General features: G+C 55.1%; 16 protein-coding genes. 8 read left to right on the top strand and 8 right to left on the bottom strand.

All coding sequences use genetic code 11. The features are described 5' to 3' along the window. Positions 1-9 precede the first annotated feature (9 nt). The 3 genes from AAEZ05_RS05750 to AAEZ05_RS05760 form a co-directional block, all read right to left on the bottom strand. On the bottom strand, positions 10-1,047 hold the full coding sequence (locus AAEZ05_RS05750) for an alpha/beta hydrolase family protein (protein WP_350646786.1): 1,038 nt from the start codon (positions 1,045-1,047) through the stop codon (positions 10-12). A gap of 166 nt (positions 1,048-1,213) precedes the next feature. Then, entirely contained in the window at positions 1,214-1,825 is a 612-nt protein-coding gene (locus tag AAEZ05_RS05755; RefSeq protein WP_045061159.1) for an FMN-dependent NADH-azoreductase, read from the bottom strand. A 102-nt stretch (positions 1,826-1,927) separates the two neighbouring features. Continuing rightward, positions 1,928-2,854 carry an SDR family NAD(P)-dependent oxidoreductase gene (locus AAEZ05_RS05760; protein ID WP_350646787.1) on the bottom strand — a complete coding sequence of 309 codons (927 nt, stop codon included), beginning with the start codon at positions 2,852-2,854 and terminating at the stop codon, positions 1,928-1,930. Between the two features lie 187 nt (positions 2,855-3,041). Here AAEZ05_RS05760 and AAEZ05_RS05765 point away from each other — a divergent pair, with 187 nt between their 5' ends. Beyond that, positions 3,042-3,962: a LysR family transcriptional regulator gene (locus tag AAEZ05_RS05765; protein WP_045061157.1), complete on the top strand. Its 921-nt coding sequence runs from the start codon at positions 3,042-3,044 to the stop codon at positions 3,960-3,962. A gap of 242 nt (positions 3,963-4,204) precedes the next feature. Here the strand turns inward: AAEZ05_RS05765 and AAEZ05_RS05770 are convergent, their stop codons facing one another. After that, positions 4,205-5,074, bottom strand: a complete 870-nt coding sequence (locus tag AAEZ05_RS05770) for an SDR family oxidoreductase (protein WP_350646788.1) — start codon at positions 5,072-5,074, stop codon at positions 4,205-4,207. Between the two features lie 116 nt (positions 5,075-5,190). On the opposite strand from AAEZ05_RS05770, the gene AAEZ05_RS05775 reads away from it, so the two are divergent. From AAEZ05_RS05775 to grxC, 7 genes are all read left to right on the top strand, one after another. Further along, positions 5,191-6,129 carry a LysR family transcriptional regulator gene (locus tag AAEZ05_RS05775; RefSeq protein WP_350646789.1) on the top strand — a complete coding sequence of 313 codons (939 nt, stop codon included), beginning with the start codon at positions 5,191-5,193 and terminating at the stop codon, positions 6,127-6,129. Positions 6,130-6,350: 221 nt separating this feature from the next. After that, complete coding sequence (locus tag AAEZ05_RS05780) at positions 6,351-6,980, top strand: LysE family translocator (RefSeq protein WP_350646790.1); 630 nt, start codon at positions 6,351-6,353, stop codon at positions 6,978-6,980. A gap of 277 nt (positions 6,981-7,257) precedes the next feature. Further along, on the top strand, positions 7,258-7,734 hold the full coding sequence (locus AAEZ05_RS05785) for a nuclear transport factor 2 family protein (RefSeq protein WP_045061153.1): 477 nt from the start codon (positions 7,258-7,260) through the stop codon (positions 7,732-7,734). A gap of 366 nt (positions 7,735-8,100) precedes the next feature. Then, entirely contained in the window at positions 8,101-8,568 is a 468-nt protein-coding gene (gene cynS, locus AAEZ05_RS05790) for a cyanase (protein WP_045061152.1), read from the top strand. A gap of 101 nt (positions 8,569-8,669) precedes the next feature. Next, the gene (locus AAEZ05_RS05795; RefSeq protein ID WP_205892570.1) at positions 8,670-8,918 is read left to right on the top strand and encodes a DUF2790 domain-containing protein; all 249 of its coding nucleotides are present in this window, start codon (positions 8,670-8,672) and stop codon (positions 8,916-8,918) included. A gap of 38 nt (positions 8,919-8,956) precedes the next feature. Continuing rightward, entirely contained in the window at positions 8,957-9,619 is a 663-nt protein-coding gene (locus tag AAEZ05_RS05800; protein WP_205892569.1) for a carbonic anhydrase, read from the top strand. 26 nt (positions 9,620-9,645) lie between these two features. Continuing rightward, on the top strand, positions 9,646-9,909 hold the full coding sequence (gene grxC / locus AAEZ05_RS05805; RefSeq protein ID WP_205892568.1) for a glutaredoxin 3: 264 nt from the start codon (positions 9,646-9,648) through the stop codon (positions 9,907-9,909). Between the two features lie 21 nt (positions 9,910-9,930). Here grxC and AAEZ05_RS05810 read toward each other — a convergent pair whose 3' ends face one another. The 4 genes from AAEZ05_RS05810 to AAEZ05_RS05825 form a co-directional block, all read right to left on the bottom strand. Continuing rightward, on the bottom strand, positions 9,931-12,003 hold the full coding sequence (locus AAEZ05_RS05810) for a 2Fe-2S iron-sulfur cluster-binding protein (protein ID WP_350646791.1): 2,073 nt from the start codon (positions 12,001-12,003) through the stop codon (positions 9,931-9,933). A 319-nt stretch (positions 12,004-12,322) separates the two neighbouring features. Beyond that, positions 12,323-12,946, bottom strand: a complete 624-nt coding sequence (locus AAEZ05_RS05815) for a DJ-1/PfpI family protein (RefSeq protein WP_350600602.1) — start codon at positions 12,944-12,946, stop codon at positions 12,323-12,325. Positions 12,947-13,316: 370 nt separating this feature from the next. Further along, a complete protein-coding gene (locus AAEZ05_RS05820; RefSeq protein ID WP_082069225.1) occupies positions 13,317-14,228 on the bottom strand; it encodes a LysR family transcriptional regulator in 912 nt (303 codons plus the stop codon). Then, entirely contained in the window at positions 14,228-15,148 is a 921-nt protein-coding gene (locus AAEZ05_RS05825) for a LysR family transcriptional regulator (protein ID WP_350646792.1), read from the bottom strand. Before AAEZ05_RS05825 ends, AAEZ05_RS05820 begins: the two co-directional genes overlap by 1 nt. Between the last annotated feature and the right edge of the window lie 68 nt (positions 15,149-15,216).

Here is a 15,216-nt window from a genome sequence, read left to right on the forward strand (position 1 = left end):
GCGCAGGTATCATTGATCAGCGGTTTGCATACCCGCCCGATTGGGCTTGGACAACGTGCGAGAAAAGAACCGACCAGCCTCGCCAATCAGGTTGCGATGAATGTCCTCGCGGTTAACGCCATCGGCATCAGTGCACAGTGCTGGCATGGCGGCAATCTGCTCCTCGGTGCACGGGGCCATGAACACGAAATGCCCGGCGCCAGCCAGCAACTTGAAATCCGGTGCGATTGGCAGTTTGCGTGCCAGGGCGGCGGCATTTTTGTCAAAGGCCACCAGCTTGTCTCCGTCACCGCTGTAGAGCAGCACTGGCACATGCACGTCAGCCAGGGTGTGCCGGCCGAACTTGAGGCTCAACGGCGCCATCAGGAGCAAGGCATGTACTCTTGGGTCGGCCACCGGTTGCAAGTCATCGCGATCGACGACCAGCTCGCCCTGGGTATTGCAGGCGTCACGATCATCCGGGCGCTCCTGGCAATAACGGCGCAGGCGATCCAGATCAGGGGTTGCACCGGAGAGTATCAAGGCCGTTTCACCGCCCGCCGAATAGCCAATCACCCCGACCTGCCCGGCATTCACGAAAGGCGCCAGCATCGGATCGCCCAAGGTTGCGGTAATGGCTTCGGAAATCTGCAGCGGCCGGCCGTACAGGTTGCTCAGGGTACCCAGGCGACTGTGGTCGGTTGAGTTGTCACCCGGATGGATAACCGCCACCACCACAAAGCCCTTGCGCGCCAGCGAAGTCATCAGGTCGTGCAAGGCCATCGGCGTGCCAGTGTTGCCATGGGACAGCATCAGCATCGGGTAACGCCCGATGGCCACCCGGGTATCCTCACCCGCTTCGACCGTATAACCCTCCAGCCGGCTGGAATGCTCCTTGTCGCTTGAGGGGTAGAACGCGATGGCACGCATCGGCTGCAAGTCCAGAGGGTCGAGAAAACTCATCTCGTGGTAGCCGACGCTCCAGCGCGGATGCATCGCAGGTGCTGCCTGCACCCAATTAAGGCTGCCGAGCAGGCCCAGCAGTAATGCTGCACAAAGACGTACCATGGAACGCCCTACCTGTTTACTTGCGGTGACGATGCCCCTTGACTGCACAACTTGGGCCAACTTGTGACACAGCCAGAAACAGAAAACTCCGTACCTGGCGCTTGCGCTTCCAGAATACAGAGTTTTTTAACGATTGCCTGAGCTGTTTGAGCTCTTTACGCAAGCCTTACGCAGCGGCGAACAACTGCTCACTGATGCGCACGTGCGCGTCATTCATGGCTTTGGTACGCACTTCGTCACCGTAGGCCAGGCCTTCGGCACGCACGAACTCAATGTCGGTGATACCGAGGAAACCCAGCAGCAGCTTCAAGTACTCTTCATGGGCTACGCCGCTGGCCTGGCCGGCATGCAGGCCGCCGGAGGTCGACACGATCACCACTTTCTTGCCCCCGCACAGGCCTTCAGGGCCGGCTTCGGTATAGCGGAAGGTCTGGCCAGCTACCGCGATGCGGTCGATCCAGGCCTTGAGCTGGGTTGGAATCGTGAAGTTGTACATCGGCGCGGCAATCACCACGGCATCGGCCGCGAGGAATTCAGCCAGGGCAGTGGCGCTCAGGTCGGCCTCGTGTTGTTGCGCGGCATTGCGCAACTCGGCGGTGGTGCCGGCCGCAACGAGGGTGGTGGCGGAAAAATGGCTGATGGCATCGGCGGCCAGGTCACGGTAGGTCACCACCGTGCCTGCTTCAGCGCCCTGCCAGGCCTTGACCACTTCGCTGCTCAGCTGACGGGAGGCCGAGTTGTCACCCAGAATGCTCGAATCGATATGCAACAGTTTCATAAGGGATCTCCAAGGTGAGGATCGCCAGCCGGCGATCTGATGGAGTAAATCCTACAGGTGAAACCAATAGCCGATTAGTCAGCAACAATGCGATTGATCGTCTCACCTATAGAACAATCCGACGGTGATCCGCGTGGCAACTTCCCACAACCGCTGCGCGTTATCAGGGTCAACGGCATAAGCTGCAACGCCCCTGTAATCGGCAGGCCGTTTGGTGACTACCAGCGCCTCATTACAGTCCTCGAAATAACGACCACCAATGCCTTCCAACAACGGAGACGCCGCAAGCAGTACCGATGTCGCAGCACCTTGTTGCACGTTCTTCTGACGTTCAATTGGGGTCTTAAGCCCACCGGTATGTTTCTGAAGGTTGGTCGCGATTGCCCCAGGGTTCAAAGCGTTAGCGAAAATGCCTAGCTTCGCCCAGCGACGGGTGATCTCTACGGCGATGAGCGCGCATGCTGACTTTGCCTGGGCATATGATGCGAACGCATCGTATGTGCGGAAGTCAAAATTGATGTCGTCGAAAACTACTGGCCCTAGAAGATTAGCGTTTGAGCTCAACGAAACAATTCGGGCGCCTTCGGCTTTGATCAGGGCGTTTTGCAACCCAAGCACGAGCGCAAAATGGCCGAGAAAGTTGGTTGCAAACTGCATCTCCCAACCCTGCGATGTCAGCTCCCGCTGAGGAACGGCCATGATCCCTGCGTTATTGACCAGGATATCAAGTGGCCCTGACCACGACTCAGCAAACGATTTCACAGAGGACAGATCCGCCAGATTGATTGAGCGGATATCAACGGTACCCCTGCCCCCAGAGCGCAGTTCGGCGGCTATCGATTCCGCCGCCTCCGGACGCCGTACTGCAAGCGTCACGTTTGCGCCGGCATTGACCAATGCGCGCGCTGTCTCAATACCGATACCGGAGGCCCCGCCCGTTACGATTGCACGTTTACCAGTGAGGTCGACCCCTTCAATGACCTCTTGTGCGGTTGAATGAAACCCGAAAGGTGTAGTGATACGCGTCATGAATTATTCCTCGCATGTTTAATAACCGCTGAGTCGAACTGACTTGCGGGATCACCGGATGACCGGGATGCCACAGGCCACGCTATGAAGCCCGACCCGCGTAAAGTTGCTGTGGACCAAGATAAGCCTCAGCACTGTCGCAAACAATCAGGCTAATATCGGATGAACTGATGCAGGAATTAGCACAATGCAGAAATCCGGGCTACTCGAGCTGAACGCCGTAGTCGCCGTTTCTACTCATCGCAGTTTTCGTCGTGCGGCCGTGGAATTGGGAATGTCGCCATCAGCACTCAGTCATGCGATCGCTGCACTGGAGAAACGCCTTGGCGTGAGGTTGTTCCACAGAACCACGCGAAGCGTTTCTCTGTCTGAAGCCGGGGAGCAATTTCTGGTTCGTGTGCAGCCCGCTCTGCGTGATATATCCGCGGCCATGGAGGCGGTAAGCGAATTCCGCGATACGCCGGCGGGAACCCTACGCCTGAACACCTCCGAAGGTGCTGCGCAAATGGTGCTGACGCCAGTGGTACTGGAGTACCTAAGGCGTTATCCCGACATGCGGGTAGACATCGTTACCGATAGAAGTCTGGTTGACATCGTTGCTGGTGGATTCGACGCCGGCATACGGTTGGCGGAAAGCGTTCCGCAGGACATGATCGCCATTGCGATCACTCCCCCGCTCCGTTTTGCGGTGGTCGCTTCCCCCCAGTATTTCGCGAAATGCAAAAAACCAAAGGTTCCGATAGACCTGCTCGCACACAACTGCATACGCGTGCGCTTCCCCAGTGGTTCGATCTACAAATGGGAATTCGAGAAGCGCGGTGAAGAGCAATCAATAGATGTCAGCGGGTCGTTGACGCTCGACAGCCACCACTTGATGTTAGAGGCTGCTTTGCAAGGCGCCGGCATAGCCTGGACTAATGATTTCGCTGCTTCTGCTCATATTTCGTCCGGAAAGCTCATGCGAGTGCTGGAGGACTGGACACCTTCGTACCCGGGGCTGCGCCTTTACTATCCTGCGAATCGCCATATGCCAGCGGGACTTCGGGCTTTCGTCAACGTCGTACGTGAGATTGTGTCGGAGAATTCGATCACTAAAAAGAAAGTCTGAGCTTATATGCTCAGGCCGGGAGAGCTTCGGCATCTGCCTGTCTTCGCATGACAGTGCCAGGAGTTTTTTAGCGAAGGTCATTGGGCCTATGCTTTTTATCCAGCAAAACCCGGTTCACCGTCAAAAAAGGCCCCGCAAGGCCCTTCTCTTCGATGCTCACTCATTGGCTCAGCCAAGACGCTACGGTCGCCGATAAGCGCAGCGCTCGACTTAATGGGGATGTAGGGCAGCCCACTGAACCGTCAGAGCTTGAAGGCATCTCTAACGATGTCCTCAAGATCTTTGGGCTTTCGACCTAGCAGTTCTTCAAGGGTACGACTGGTTTGATCAAATGCGCCTTTCTCGATAGCGCGATACCAATCGCCAATGAAGGTCGCGACATGAGGTGGCCAACCTTCGGCTTCGCGGGCGGCGATGAAGGTTGCGGTCGCGATCGGCTGATAATGAACGGCTTTACCGGTTATGCGCGAAAGCGCGGCGGCGATGTCTGCGAACGACCAGGTTTGTCCGCTATTGAGCAGATAAGCTCGATGCTCGTGACCCGGCTGACTGAGCAGGGTTGCCCCGCCTTCAGCTAGCTCATCAATGTTCGTCAGGGCCACCCGCCCCTGACCGGCGGGTGCGCTGAAGCCCTTCTGCGGAGCATCTTTGGCGATGTACATCGCAAGCACGTCGGCATACAGCGGATGCCGGACGATGGTGTAATCCAGCCCGGATGATTTAAGCATCGCCTCTGTTTCGAGGTCGCTGGCAGTGACACCCTCAATAGGACAATAGTCATCGCTAACGCGCTGAATGCTGGTGTAAAACACATGTCGAACACCCGCCATACGTGCCGCATGAATAACGTTCCTGTGTTGCCCCACCCGATCGCTGAAAGCAACGGCTGAAACCAGGTAGATTTTTTCCACCCCGGCGAAGGCATTGACCAGGGATTCGACATCAGTGTAATCGCCCAGCCGCATTTCGACGCCCAGGTCCGACAACCACTGCGTTTTGCTCCCCTCTCGAACCAAGGCGACGACATCTGTCGCAGGCACCTTCCGGACCAGTGAGCGCACTACTGCGCTACCCAGTTTACCGGTCGCGCCGGTGATTAATATTTTCCCCATTACGCTCCACCTGTTTTGAGTGTGAAATTCAGTCGGCCACCACTATGGGCTCAAATTCACCACCCAATTAGTCATCAATCAGTAGAATCAGCTTCAACCAAAAGTTGGAGATGAGCGTGGACAGTTTGGGCAATCTGGAATCATTTGTAAGAGCCGCCGAAGCTCGCAGTTTTTCTGAAGCGGCTCGGCGGATGGGCATTTCCGCCGCGGCAGTGAGCAAAAACATTGCCCGCCTCGAAACAAACTTAGGCACCCGACTGTTTCAACGCAGTACGCGAAGTCTGTCCCTTACCGAAGCCGGTGAGGCGCTATATGCACAGGTGGCGGGTAGTGTCGAAACGATTCAAGGCGCAATGGCTCAACTCGGCGACTCACGCGATGTGCCCGCCGGTCGGCTGCGGGTCAACATGTCTCCGTCCTTTGCCTATGACTACGTGCTGCCTCTGCTGAAAACGTTCAAGCAACGGTATCCTTCCGTCGTGCCCGATTGGCACCTCGAAATCCGACGCGTTGATTTGATAGGTGAAGGTTTTGACGTTGCGATTGGCGGCGGCCTGGAATTAAGCCCGGGCGTGGTGGCGCGTGAACTGGCCAAGCTACACCTCGTTGCTGTAGCGGCTCCGGAGTGGCTCCAAGGCAAGCCATTGCCCATTGTGCCGGCGGACTTGCAGGGCCAGGATGGCATTGTCGTGCGATCGACCGACACCAACCGATTACGCACCTGGACGTTGCGCAGTTCGGCTGGCGAAACCTTTGATCTGAGCCTGAAACCAACAGCCATCATGAATGATCCGCAAGCCTTGTGCATGTGCGCCCTGATGGGGCTGGGCGTGGCATTGGTACCACTGGAGCGAGCATGGCCCTGGTTGCAGCGGGGTGAGCTGATTCGGCTATTACCGCAATGGTATGTCGATCTGGGCTCAATCTCCGTTTACTACTCGGCCAGGAAAGAACTGCCAGCTAAAACACGCGTCTTCGTAAACTTCCTGATTGAACATTTCCAAGGCACGCTGAGTGATCACTTCAGCGCCATAGAAACTGATAAAGGGAAGTAGCGGCACGCCCTGGCGGTCCCTTCCTGGCATTAGCCAGGCAAGAGCCCAGCCGCCCAAGCCTGATTTGCGGAAAACGATCAGTTGGCATACAGGCACCTGTTCTAATTATCAAAGCGCAGATTCTGCCAAAAAACGTAGATTTGGGAGTTCAATACGCAACCACCTGCCCTACCCCTTCCCTCTAAAATTGTCTCCCTCATCTCCTACCGAGCCACACGAATATGGAAGACAAAGCGCTGTACCTCCTCGCGCTCGCGATGATTTTTCTAATGCCCGGTCCGGACATGATCCTGCTACTTCAAACGGGTGCGAAACAAGGTAGAACCGCAGCGCTGGCGACTGCGGTCGGGCTCGCGTTGGCGCGTGCCTGCCATGTGGCTCTGACCGCTATGGGATTGGCAACAATGTTTAAGGTGCTACCTTGGACTTTTGATATCGTCAAATATGCAGGAGCAGCCTATCTACTTTGGATAGGGATTCAGATGTTCAAAACCAGTGGCAAGAGTGCACCTGCCACTACAGAGACTGGAAATGTAACACCGAGCTTGAGCGCGGCTATCCGGCGGGGGCTTTTCACCAATTTACTCAATCCGAAAGCACTACTTTTTTGCTCAGTGCTACTGCCGCAATTCATCGATCCGAATCGATCGTCGGTATCGGAGCAATTTGCAATACTGGGTGCAGTACTCGTAATCACCGGTCTGATTTTCGACAGCATTTATGCCACCGCCAGCGCTTGGGTAGGGCGTTGGTTAGAGCGTAGCGTGACCGCGCAACGAGTTCAGCAATGGCTTTTCGGTACCCTCCTGATTGGATTTGCAGTGCGGCTGGCGTTCGTACAGCAAGCCTGACGTCCTGACGCCAAGTCGTTTGGGCGGTGCATTAGTTCGTTCGATTCCTGGACTGCTCAACCGCTACTCTCACATCGCCGCCAACCCGCTTTTACACAGGGCGCTAGCGAATGAAGCAACAACTGAAGGTTGATCAATTCCCGAAGGTCACCTCTCATACCTGCTGATGTATTTGATCTAGAAATGCTCGGTAGGCGCCCTGATGGTTCCTGACTTAACTAAGCTTTTAGCTAACCACGGATTTTATCCCGAGGTACCTCAATGTGGAGTAGTCATCATGGCTGAATCTGAGACCCGTCCCCCGCTACCACCGTTTGACCGCGAGTCTGCAACACTCAAAGTTCGCCTGGCTGAAGATGGATGGAACAGCCGAGATGCTGAAAAAGTCGCATTGGCCTATACCACCGATACCCAGTGGCGCAATCGCGTCGATTTTGCAGTCAACCGGGCTGAGGCTCAGGCGTTCCTTACGCGAAAATGGAATAAGGAGTTGGAGTATCGACTTATCAAGGAGTTATGGGCGTTTACCGACAATCGTATTGCTGTCCGGTATGCCTATGAGTGGCGCGATGATTCCGGGAATTGGTACCGCTCGTACGGGAACGAAAACTGGGAATTCGCAGAGAACGGTTTAATGGCAAACCGTTTTGCCTGCATCAACGACATGCCTATCAAAGAGTCAGAACGAAAGTTTCGGTGGCCGCTAGGCCGTCGTCCGGACGATTATCCAAGCCTTTCCGACCTGGGTCTTTGAGGAGGGCGGAATACTCGCGCTAACTGACGAACACGCATAGAAAAGCAGCGCTATACGACCAGCTGCCTCTCCCCAATAAATGCAGATGCCCGCTGAGCCCGCCTTACGCGGGCTCTTTTGTCTCGCCATCCCGCTCGTGCAGCAATGCGATTATTTTTTTTCGACCAATGTGAATACCCGGAATCAGCAGTATTGCTTCCGAGTTCCCAACGTTCATGAGCACTCCGTTTTAAACCTATAGGCAGGGCTTATGCGACGCATTGTTTATCGGTCTTGGACGCTATCGAGCAAACGGCAGAGCATGGCTTCACACCAAGCAACACTCATCCAGCAACTCTTACCCAAGCATCCGATAGGAGCAACACCATGCAACAGTCCCACGCTTACAACGACACCAGTCTTGAACTGACCGCTAAAATTCTAGACGCCAAAGCCCGCAAAAACCTGTCGTTCGAAGACATGGCAGAAGGCACCGGCCTCGGTCTGGCCTACGTGACCGCAGCCCTTCTCGGCCAGCACCCTCTTCCAGAAACTGCCGCGAAAGTGATCGGTAAAAAGCTGGACCTGGACGCCGACTCGGTAGCGCGCCTGCAAATCATCCCACTGCGTGGCAGCCTTTCGGGCGTCCCTACGGACCCTACCATCTACCGGTTCTACGAGATGATCCAAATCTACGGCACGACTTTGAAGGCCTTGGTCCACGAACAGTTCGGCGACGGCATCATCAGCGCGATTAACTTCAAGCTCGATATGAAAAAAGTTGAAGATCCTGAAGGCGGCCACCGCGCAGTGATCACCCTCGACGGGAAGTTCCTGCCACTGCGTCCTTTCTAAGAAGGCGACTGGAAATGTAATTCGGCCCGCACTCGTAGCGGGCCTGCTTTAACACATTAACCCACTTCACCGACTCACCAAATCTAAATGGAGGATGCGTCATGAAAAAAATTCTGTTTCTCGCCCTGTCCCTGACAGCTTCGTTGTCGGCCTATGCACAGGAAGCTTCGGCTGCGCCAGAAGCCACTCCGTATGTCTATGGCGTGCACTTGGATATTGCCAAGGTCATCAACATCACTGAAGCAGCAGACGTCTGCGGTCCAGTGCCAGTGCAAATGACTTACAAGGATTCGCACGGTGACACTCGTGTCCTTGAATACAGCGTGATAGGTCGCGGCTGCACTAATTGAATGTTACCCAACTTAACTACTTGCAAAAGGCTAATCCCATGAAAGCGCTCATTGAAGGTTTTTTAAAGTTTCAGAAAGAAGCATTTCCGCAACGGACGGACCTGTTCAAACACCTGGCCACCACGCAGCATCCAGGCACGTTGTTCATCACGTGTTCCGATAGCCGCGTAGTACCAGAACTGTTGACGCAACAAGAACCTGGCGAACTGTTCGTGATCCGAAACGCGGGGAATATCGTGCCGTCGTATAGCCCCCACCCGGGCGGTGTGTCGGCAACGGTCGAATACGCCGTGGCGGTGCTCGGGGTGACCGATATCGTCATTTGCGGTCATTCGGATTGCGGTGCAATGACGGCTGTCGCCAAATGCAAATGCATGGATCACCTTCCTGCCGTCGCCGGTTGGCTGCAGCATGCAGAGTCCGCGAAAGTCATCAACGAGTCTCGCTCTCACGTCAACGACGCAGCAAAAGTAAGCTCAATGGTTCGGGAAAATGTAATCGCTCAATTGGCGAACATCCAGACTCACCCAAGCGTGCGCATCGCTCAGGAAAAAGGCTTGTTGAATTTGCATGGATGGGTCTACGACATCGAAACCGGATCGGTTGACGCTCTTGATTCTGATAATCGCAACTTCAAATCGTTGGCACAGCACCCGGATACCTGCGCTGTACACGCTCGGGTAGAAAAAGCCGCAGCCTAAAGTTGTCTAAACGAGGAGCACTTTTCATGCCTGAAGTCATTATGTACACAACCAGCACCTGCCCTTACTGCCGTGCTGCCAAGCAGCTGCTCAACTCTAAAGGTGTTTCTTATACCGAAATCGACGTGCAGTCAGTTGACCAAAAGGTGGAAATGATAAATCGCAGCGGCCGTCGCACGGTTCCGCAAATTTTCATCGGCGACTGGCATGTAGGTGGATTTGATGACCTCGCTCAACTCGACCGTGAAGGCGGTTTGGCTCAAGCGCTCAACCCGCGTCTCGCGGGATGAGCGATAGAGAAGGCATTCATGCTACAGATCCAAAACCAGGGGGGCGTCGCCCTCCTTGCTTTGCGCTGGCACTGCGCAGCAAATCAAGACCTCTCCCTGAGCCGGCATTTCAGCGGGCAAGTTCAAATAGTGCACCTCCCCACTGATCAGCTTTGTACGACAAGTCCCACACGACCCGCCGCGGCAACTGAAGTCCGGATTCAGACCACGACTTTCAGCCAACTCCAGCAAGCTGCCGTTGCCTGGCTCCCAACGCGCCTCTTTAGCAGAAGTCGCGAACAGTACTTTTACCGGGGTACTGGCTGCCGGAACTTGTTCGACCGCCGGGGTCAACTGATCGCGTAGCCGAACCAAGGTCGAAGGCCCGAAAGTTTCAGCGTGAATGCGATCATCGCCAATGCGGAGTTCACGTAGCCCATCGTATAACGCCTGGGTAAACGCGCCTGGGCCGCACAAGTAAAAGTCGTAATCATCCAGGGGTAAAAGCGCCTTGAGTAGAGCGACGTCCACACGTCCAGCCAATTCGAAGTCCTCGCCCTCGCGAGCGTGCTGCTCAGGCTGACTCAGAAGTCGCAATGCACGAATTTTATCCTTCGCACGGGTTGCTAGTTCAAACAGCTCATCCCGAAATGCCAGCTCCGCCAGACTGCGGGCACTCTGAATAAACCAGGTCGGCCGAGTGCGACGAATTCGCTCTCCTTCGTAGATCACTTCGCGCAGCATCGACAGCAGCGGCGTGACCCCGACCCCGGCGGCCAATAGAACCAATGGCCGATGCTCATCCGCCTTCACTGTAAATCGTCCCTGAGGGGCACGGGCTTCGATCAGATCCCCCGCCCGAATCTGGTCGTGCAAATGCGACGAAATCAACCCGTCACGCTTGACGCTGATCCGGAAGAAGTTGTCAGACGGTGCACTCGACACACTGTAAGTCCTGACAACCGGCGGCTGCCCATCAACCAGGCTAAACCGTACCGGTAAATGCTGGCCCGCCTCGAATCGCGGCAATCCCGCGCCATCGTTGGGTTCCAGATAAAAAGAGCTGATGGTGCTGCTCTCTTCAACGATTCGGGTGACGCGCAGATGCCGCCATTGGTCGCGCAGGGCATCGGCCTGTAAACGACCTTCAGCTTTTTCCCAGCTGCCGGTCATCATACTGTTCGGCGAAAAACTCTCGAATACCCAGCGCAGCGCCAACCCGGCGCGCCTTAGGACGACATGCTCCACCGTCAAGGTCCAGAGTCTTTCTGCCCCTTGGAATGCAGCGATCTGCGGCCCCTCAAGAATAAGCTCCGTGCGCCCGGCCACTTGGAGCACATCACCTGACGAGAAGTCGACAAAAACCAAACCGGCTTTAGGGTTGAGCAACAGGTTGCCCAATGTATTGAAATGCAGATTGCCGGCGAAATCGGGAATCGTCAGCACGTTGCCTTCGACCCTGACAAAACCTGGATTACCTCCGCGGTGCGAAACGTCAACCGAGCGTCTGGATGAGTCTCCTTCGAGGTCGACGTAGCTGGCGAGGAAGAACGTGTCTGCCTTGCGAATAATCTCTCTGGCCGCCTCGTCCAGTTCGTGTAGACGTTGCGCTAAAACATTGGATGAGGAACGCCCAACGCTGACCGGCTCGACACTTCGCAATTGGATGTATTGAGGACAGTTGCCAAAAGCGTGCACGACAGAAACGGCAACACCGTCAGAGGAGACGGTGTTGATATTGCCGTTCATACGATTGCGCCTTCGGGTCTTCAGATCGATGCCCAGTAGCCCGACTGCGGCGCCCATTCCCAAGGCAGGTTTGACTGGGTCGCCGTCTGCGGGGAGGCGGTCGAGCTGCAAGCTGCGTGGGTCGGGTGAGTGAACAAACCCTGGAGGGCCTTCTATCAACGTCGCCCAAGGGATGCCTTGTTCATCGACCGCACCTACCACTAGATAAGGTAGCTGGCTGTAAAACGAGCGATGCTGATCCGGCATGTAGTCGCGAACAACCTTTCGCCCAAAGTGCTCCATCTGCTGCGCCACGCCGACACTTTCTTGCAACCGCCGCTCACCAGCATGCCAGGGTGAAGCCCCTTGCTCATCAGTATTATTCATGATCACCTCTACGTATTCGTAAACAGGTGCAATTCACTCACTTCCCCGGCGTCTATCGATGGCTTCACCGGCGAGGTGTTCACCTGCACCCACCGATATCATCAATTCAACACCTTGCAGGCCGGAGCGCTACACGTATCTGCGAGGCACAACGGCGTACCGCACGCCCTTACGTCATTTACTTCAGTGCCAACGACGGTCCTTACGACAACTTGTAGAGCTTTTTCCCGGAAATAGTCGTTCTGAATATCAACGACGATGAGAGCCGTATCAGTCATACAAATACCTTGAGAAGTTGATATAGAGTATTGAGCGGGAGCTAGGCCACTTGCGGCGTGTCATACCAGTCACGATCAGGTGTAGCGAAGCGCATTTTTTGGCGGATGTAAGTCGCGTTTTCAGAACTGGTCAGTTTTTCCAACAGCAAAAAGGCGACTTCTGTGGCCGTGCCTGGACCGCTGGAAGTGATAATGTTGTCGTGGACAACGACTGGTCGGTCTACGAATAAAGCACCGGTTTCCACTAACTGGTTTTTGCGCTTTCCGCCTTCCTGGTGATAGGTCGTCGCGTTCTTGCCACGCAACACGCCCGCAACACCCAAGCACACCGACGACACACAAACGCTGGCGACGGGTTTGCCGGCATCAACAAAGTGGCGAATGGTTTCAAGAAAAGGCTCACTCAGAGCTTCTTCATAGAATCCTGCCGGTTCGAAACCACCCGGTAAAGCCAGCGCATCAAAGCTACTCACGTCCAAATCACGAAGCAGAAAACCTGGATTAAGCGTGAGACTAAATGTGGTGATGATTTTTCTGCGAAGGCCTGCATTGACTAACTCAATAGGACAATCACCGAGCAAATCGGCCCAGCCGAGCACGTCGGTGAAAGCCGCCATTTCCATGGGTTCGACACCATTGGCTAACAGCATGAGTACTCGTTTCATAGGTGTCTCCGCAGTCAGGTGTTTTATAAAGTGCCTGAACGCATGGTCCGCCTTAATCGCTTTGGTGAGAACAAACACAAAACACAATCCAATGTTTCGCCTGCTGAAATGCTGGGGGAGCTTTGTGTCGGTTTGTAGCAAAGGCGGCGCTAGATACATTTCCATGCGTAGCACTGGATACGGGGACACATAGGGGATACAGCTAGCGGTTTAACTATTCCTGTCGCTCCACAATCCATCTCCCGTCATGCACAGGAACACAGATGAAAAAGATATTTGCAGGTCTGGCCTTAGCGGCCCAGCCTGATCGAAAAGGCAGCGAACGCCAAATGAAACTAGTCAGCGACGTCAGTCCGGGATCGCCGAACGCTCAATGAGCGTCGGGCAACATTGCCGGATGTTCGCGCAGGCCTTCGACAATGTGGTCGACAAAACTGCGCACTCTCATTGAAGCTCTACGCCCTTCCCGGTAAACGACATGAACTGGAAGCGCTGGCAGTTCGAAAGGTTGCAACACCCTGCGTAGCCGACCGCCATTTAAATAATCGTAGGCAGGATAACTGAGGCAGCGCGTAAGCCCCGCGCCATAAGCCGCTGCATCGATGGCAGCTTGAACGGTGGTGCAGCTGACGCGTGATCGGGCCTTGATGGTGGATGGAACACCATGTCTGGAAAAATCCCAGTTGATCTTCTCCCGATAAGCTTGAATGCCAATCAGCCGGTGACTTTTGAGATCCTCCGGCTCGGCGGGCACACCATGGGCTTCGAGATAGGTGGGGCTGGCGCATACGATCGTACGAACGTAGCCAACCGGCCTTGCTATCAACGAGGAACTGGGCAAATTTCCGACCAGCACCGCAACGTCAAGCCCCTCCTCGTTCATGTTCGGAAAACGATCATGATAATGGGCGAATATTGTGACTTCGGGATAAAACCCCATGTAATTCGCAAGCAAAGGCGTCATTACATAGCGGCTGAAAAGGAGTGGAAGCAATACAGTCAGATTACCCTGAGCCTGAACATGAAGGCCTTTAGCTGATGCTTCTGCGTCTTCGATTTCTTTGAGGATGCGGGAGCAGTCAGCCATAAATACAACACCCGACTCAGTCAACGACACTCCACGAGTGCTGCGTTGCAATAACGGCACCCCGAGACGCGTCTCCAACCGAGCAATCGCGCGAACGACTGTCGGGCCAGAAACGTTCAGACGGCGCGCAGCTGCCGCCAGGCTTGGCCGCTCTGAGAGCGCTTCAAACATGAGCATTTCATGAAAACGGTCCATCAGAGCGTACTTTTCCTGGGAGGTCGAAGCGCCGCATCACATCCCAGGCGTTCCGTGAGGAAATCCACGAACGTACGTATCTTCGCTGGTACGCGGTTACTCTTGAGGTAAACGACCTGGATGGGCAAAGCGGGCGGTTCAAAATCCTGGAGTACCACTTCCAGTTCACCGGCGGCTACCTGACTAGCCACCTGGTAGGACAACACGCGTGTCACACCCCAGCCCAGACAAGCAATATTGATGGCAGCTTGATTTGCGGTAACGACTAGCTGCGGATCGAAACGAAAGCTCAGTGCATTTCCTTCATTCTCAAATTGCCAATCGCTCAACAAATGGCTCGCGGAAGACATAACGATTTTGGCGGAACCTAATTCTCCAGGATGGCGGGGCCTGCCGAATTCCTCGAAATACTTGGGGGCGCCACAAATTACCTGGCGCACCTCGCCAACTTTGATAGCGTGCTGATTATTCTCGTGCAAATGGCCAATACGGATCGCCACATCGATACCTTCATCGACCATGCTTGTCACGCGGTCGACCAGTAACGCGTGTAGATGTACAGAAGGAAATTGATCCAGGTACTCAGCCAGCAAAGGCGCAATGTACAACTCTCCGAAAAGCACGGGAGCTGTCACCGTCAGGTGCCCACATGGAATCGAGTAGCTGCCAGCAGCAGCTTCCTCGGCTTCATTGACCTCACCGAGTATTCGCCGGCAATCATCCAGGTACCGTTGCCCTGCCTCAGTCAAGTGCAAGCTTCGAGTTGTGCGTGAGAGCAACTGAGTGCCGATGCGTTCCTCCATAGCGGCAATGGCACGGGTAACGCTGGGAGGGGAAATATTCAAACGACGGGCGGCGGCCGCAAAACCTTCTGCTTCGGCCACCGTCATGAATATCTGCATTTCCTGAAAGCGATCCATAGGCGACTCTGCCGTGATGTAGGGACAGCAAGATCTGATCGCGAGAGCGAGCAGACATAGATGCAAAA

Source organism: Pseudomonas sp. HY13-MNA-CIBAN-0226, from assembly GCF_040310305.1.
GTDB lineage: Bacteria > Pseudomonadota > Gammaproteobacteria > Pseudomonadales > Pseudomonadaceae > Aquipseudomonas > Aquipseudomonas gregormendelii.

Coding starts and splice junctions, on each gene's coding strand:
- AAEZ05_RS05795 (WP_205892570.1), top strand. CDS start 8,670: ATGAAAAAAATTCTGTTTCTCGCCCTGTCCCTGACAGCTTCGTTGTCG.
- AAEZ05_RS05800 (WP_205892569.1), top strand. CDS start 8,957: ATGAAAGCGCTCATTGAAGGTTTTTTAAAGTTTCAGAAAGAAGCATTT.
- AAEZ05_RS05750 (WP_350646786.1), bottom strand. CDS start 1,047: ATGGTACGTCTTTGTGCAGCATTACTGCTGGGCCTGCTCGGCAGCCTT.
- AAEZ05_RS05770 (WP_350646788.1), bottom strand. CDS start 5,074: ATGGGGAAAATATTAATCACCGGCGCGACCGGTAAACTGGGTAGCGCA.
- AAEZ05_RS05760 (WP_350646787.1), bottom strand. CDS start 2,854: ATGACGCGTATCACTACACCTTTCGGGTTTCATTCAACCGCACAAGAG.
- AAEZ05_RS05825 (WP_350646792.1), bottom strand. CDS start 15,148: ATGGATCGCTTTCAGGAAATGCAGATATTCATGACGGTGGCCGAAGCA.
- AAEZ05_RS05810 (WP_350646791.1), bottom strand. CDS start 12,003: ATGAATAATACTGATGAGCAAGGGGCTTCACCCTGGCATGCTGGTGAG.
- grxC (WP_205892568.1), top strand. CDS start 9,646: ATGCCTGAAGTCATTATGTACACAACCAGCACCTGCCCTTACTGCCGT.
- AAEZ05_RS05755 (WP_045061159.1), bottom strand. CDS start 1,825: ATGAAACTGTTGCATATCGATTCGAGCATTCTGGGTGACAACTCGGCC.
- AAEZ05_RS05820 (WP_082069225.1), bottom strand. CDS start 14,228: ATGGACCGTTTTCATGAAATGCTCATGTTTGAAGCGCTCTCAGAGCGG.
- AAEZ05_RS05765 (WP_045061157.1), top strand. CDS start 3,042: ATGCAGAAATCCGGGCTACTCGAGCTGAACGCCGTAGTCGCCGTTTCT.
- AAEZ05_RS05780 (WP_350646790.1), top strand. CDS start 6,351: ATGGAAGACAAAGCGCTGTACCTCCTCGCGCTCGCGATGATTTTTCTA.
- AAEZ05_RS05815 (WP_350600602.1), bottom strand. CDS start 12,946: ATGAAACGAGTACTCATGCTGTTAGCCAATGGTGTCGAACCCATGGAA.
- AAEZ05_RS05785 (WP_045061153.1), top strand. CDS start 7,258: ATGGCTGAATCTGAGACCCGTCCCCCGCTACCACCGTTTGACCGCGAG.
- cynS (WP_045061152.1), top strand. CDS start 8,101: ATGCAACAGTCCCACGCTTACAACGACACCAGTCTTGAACTGACCGCT.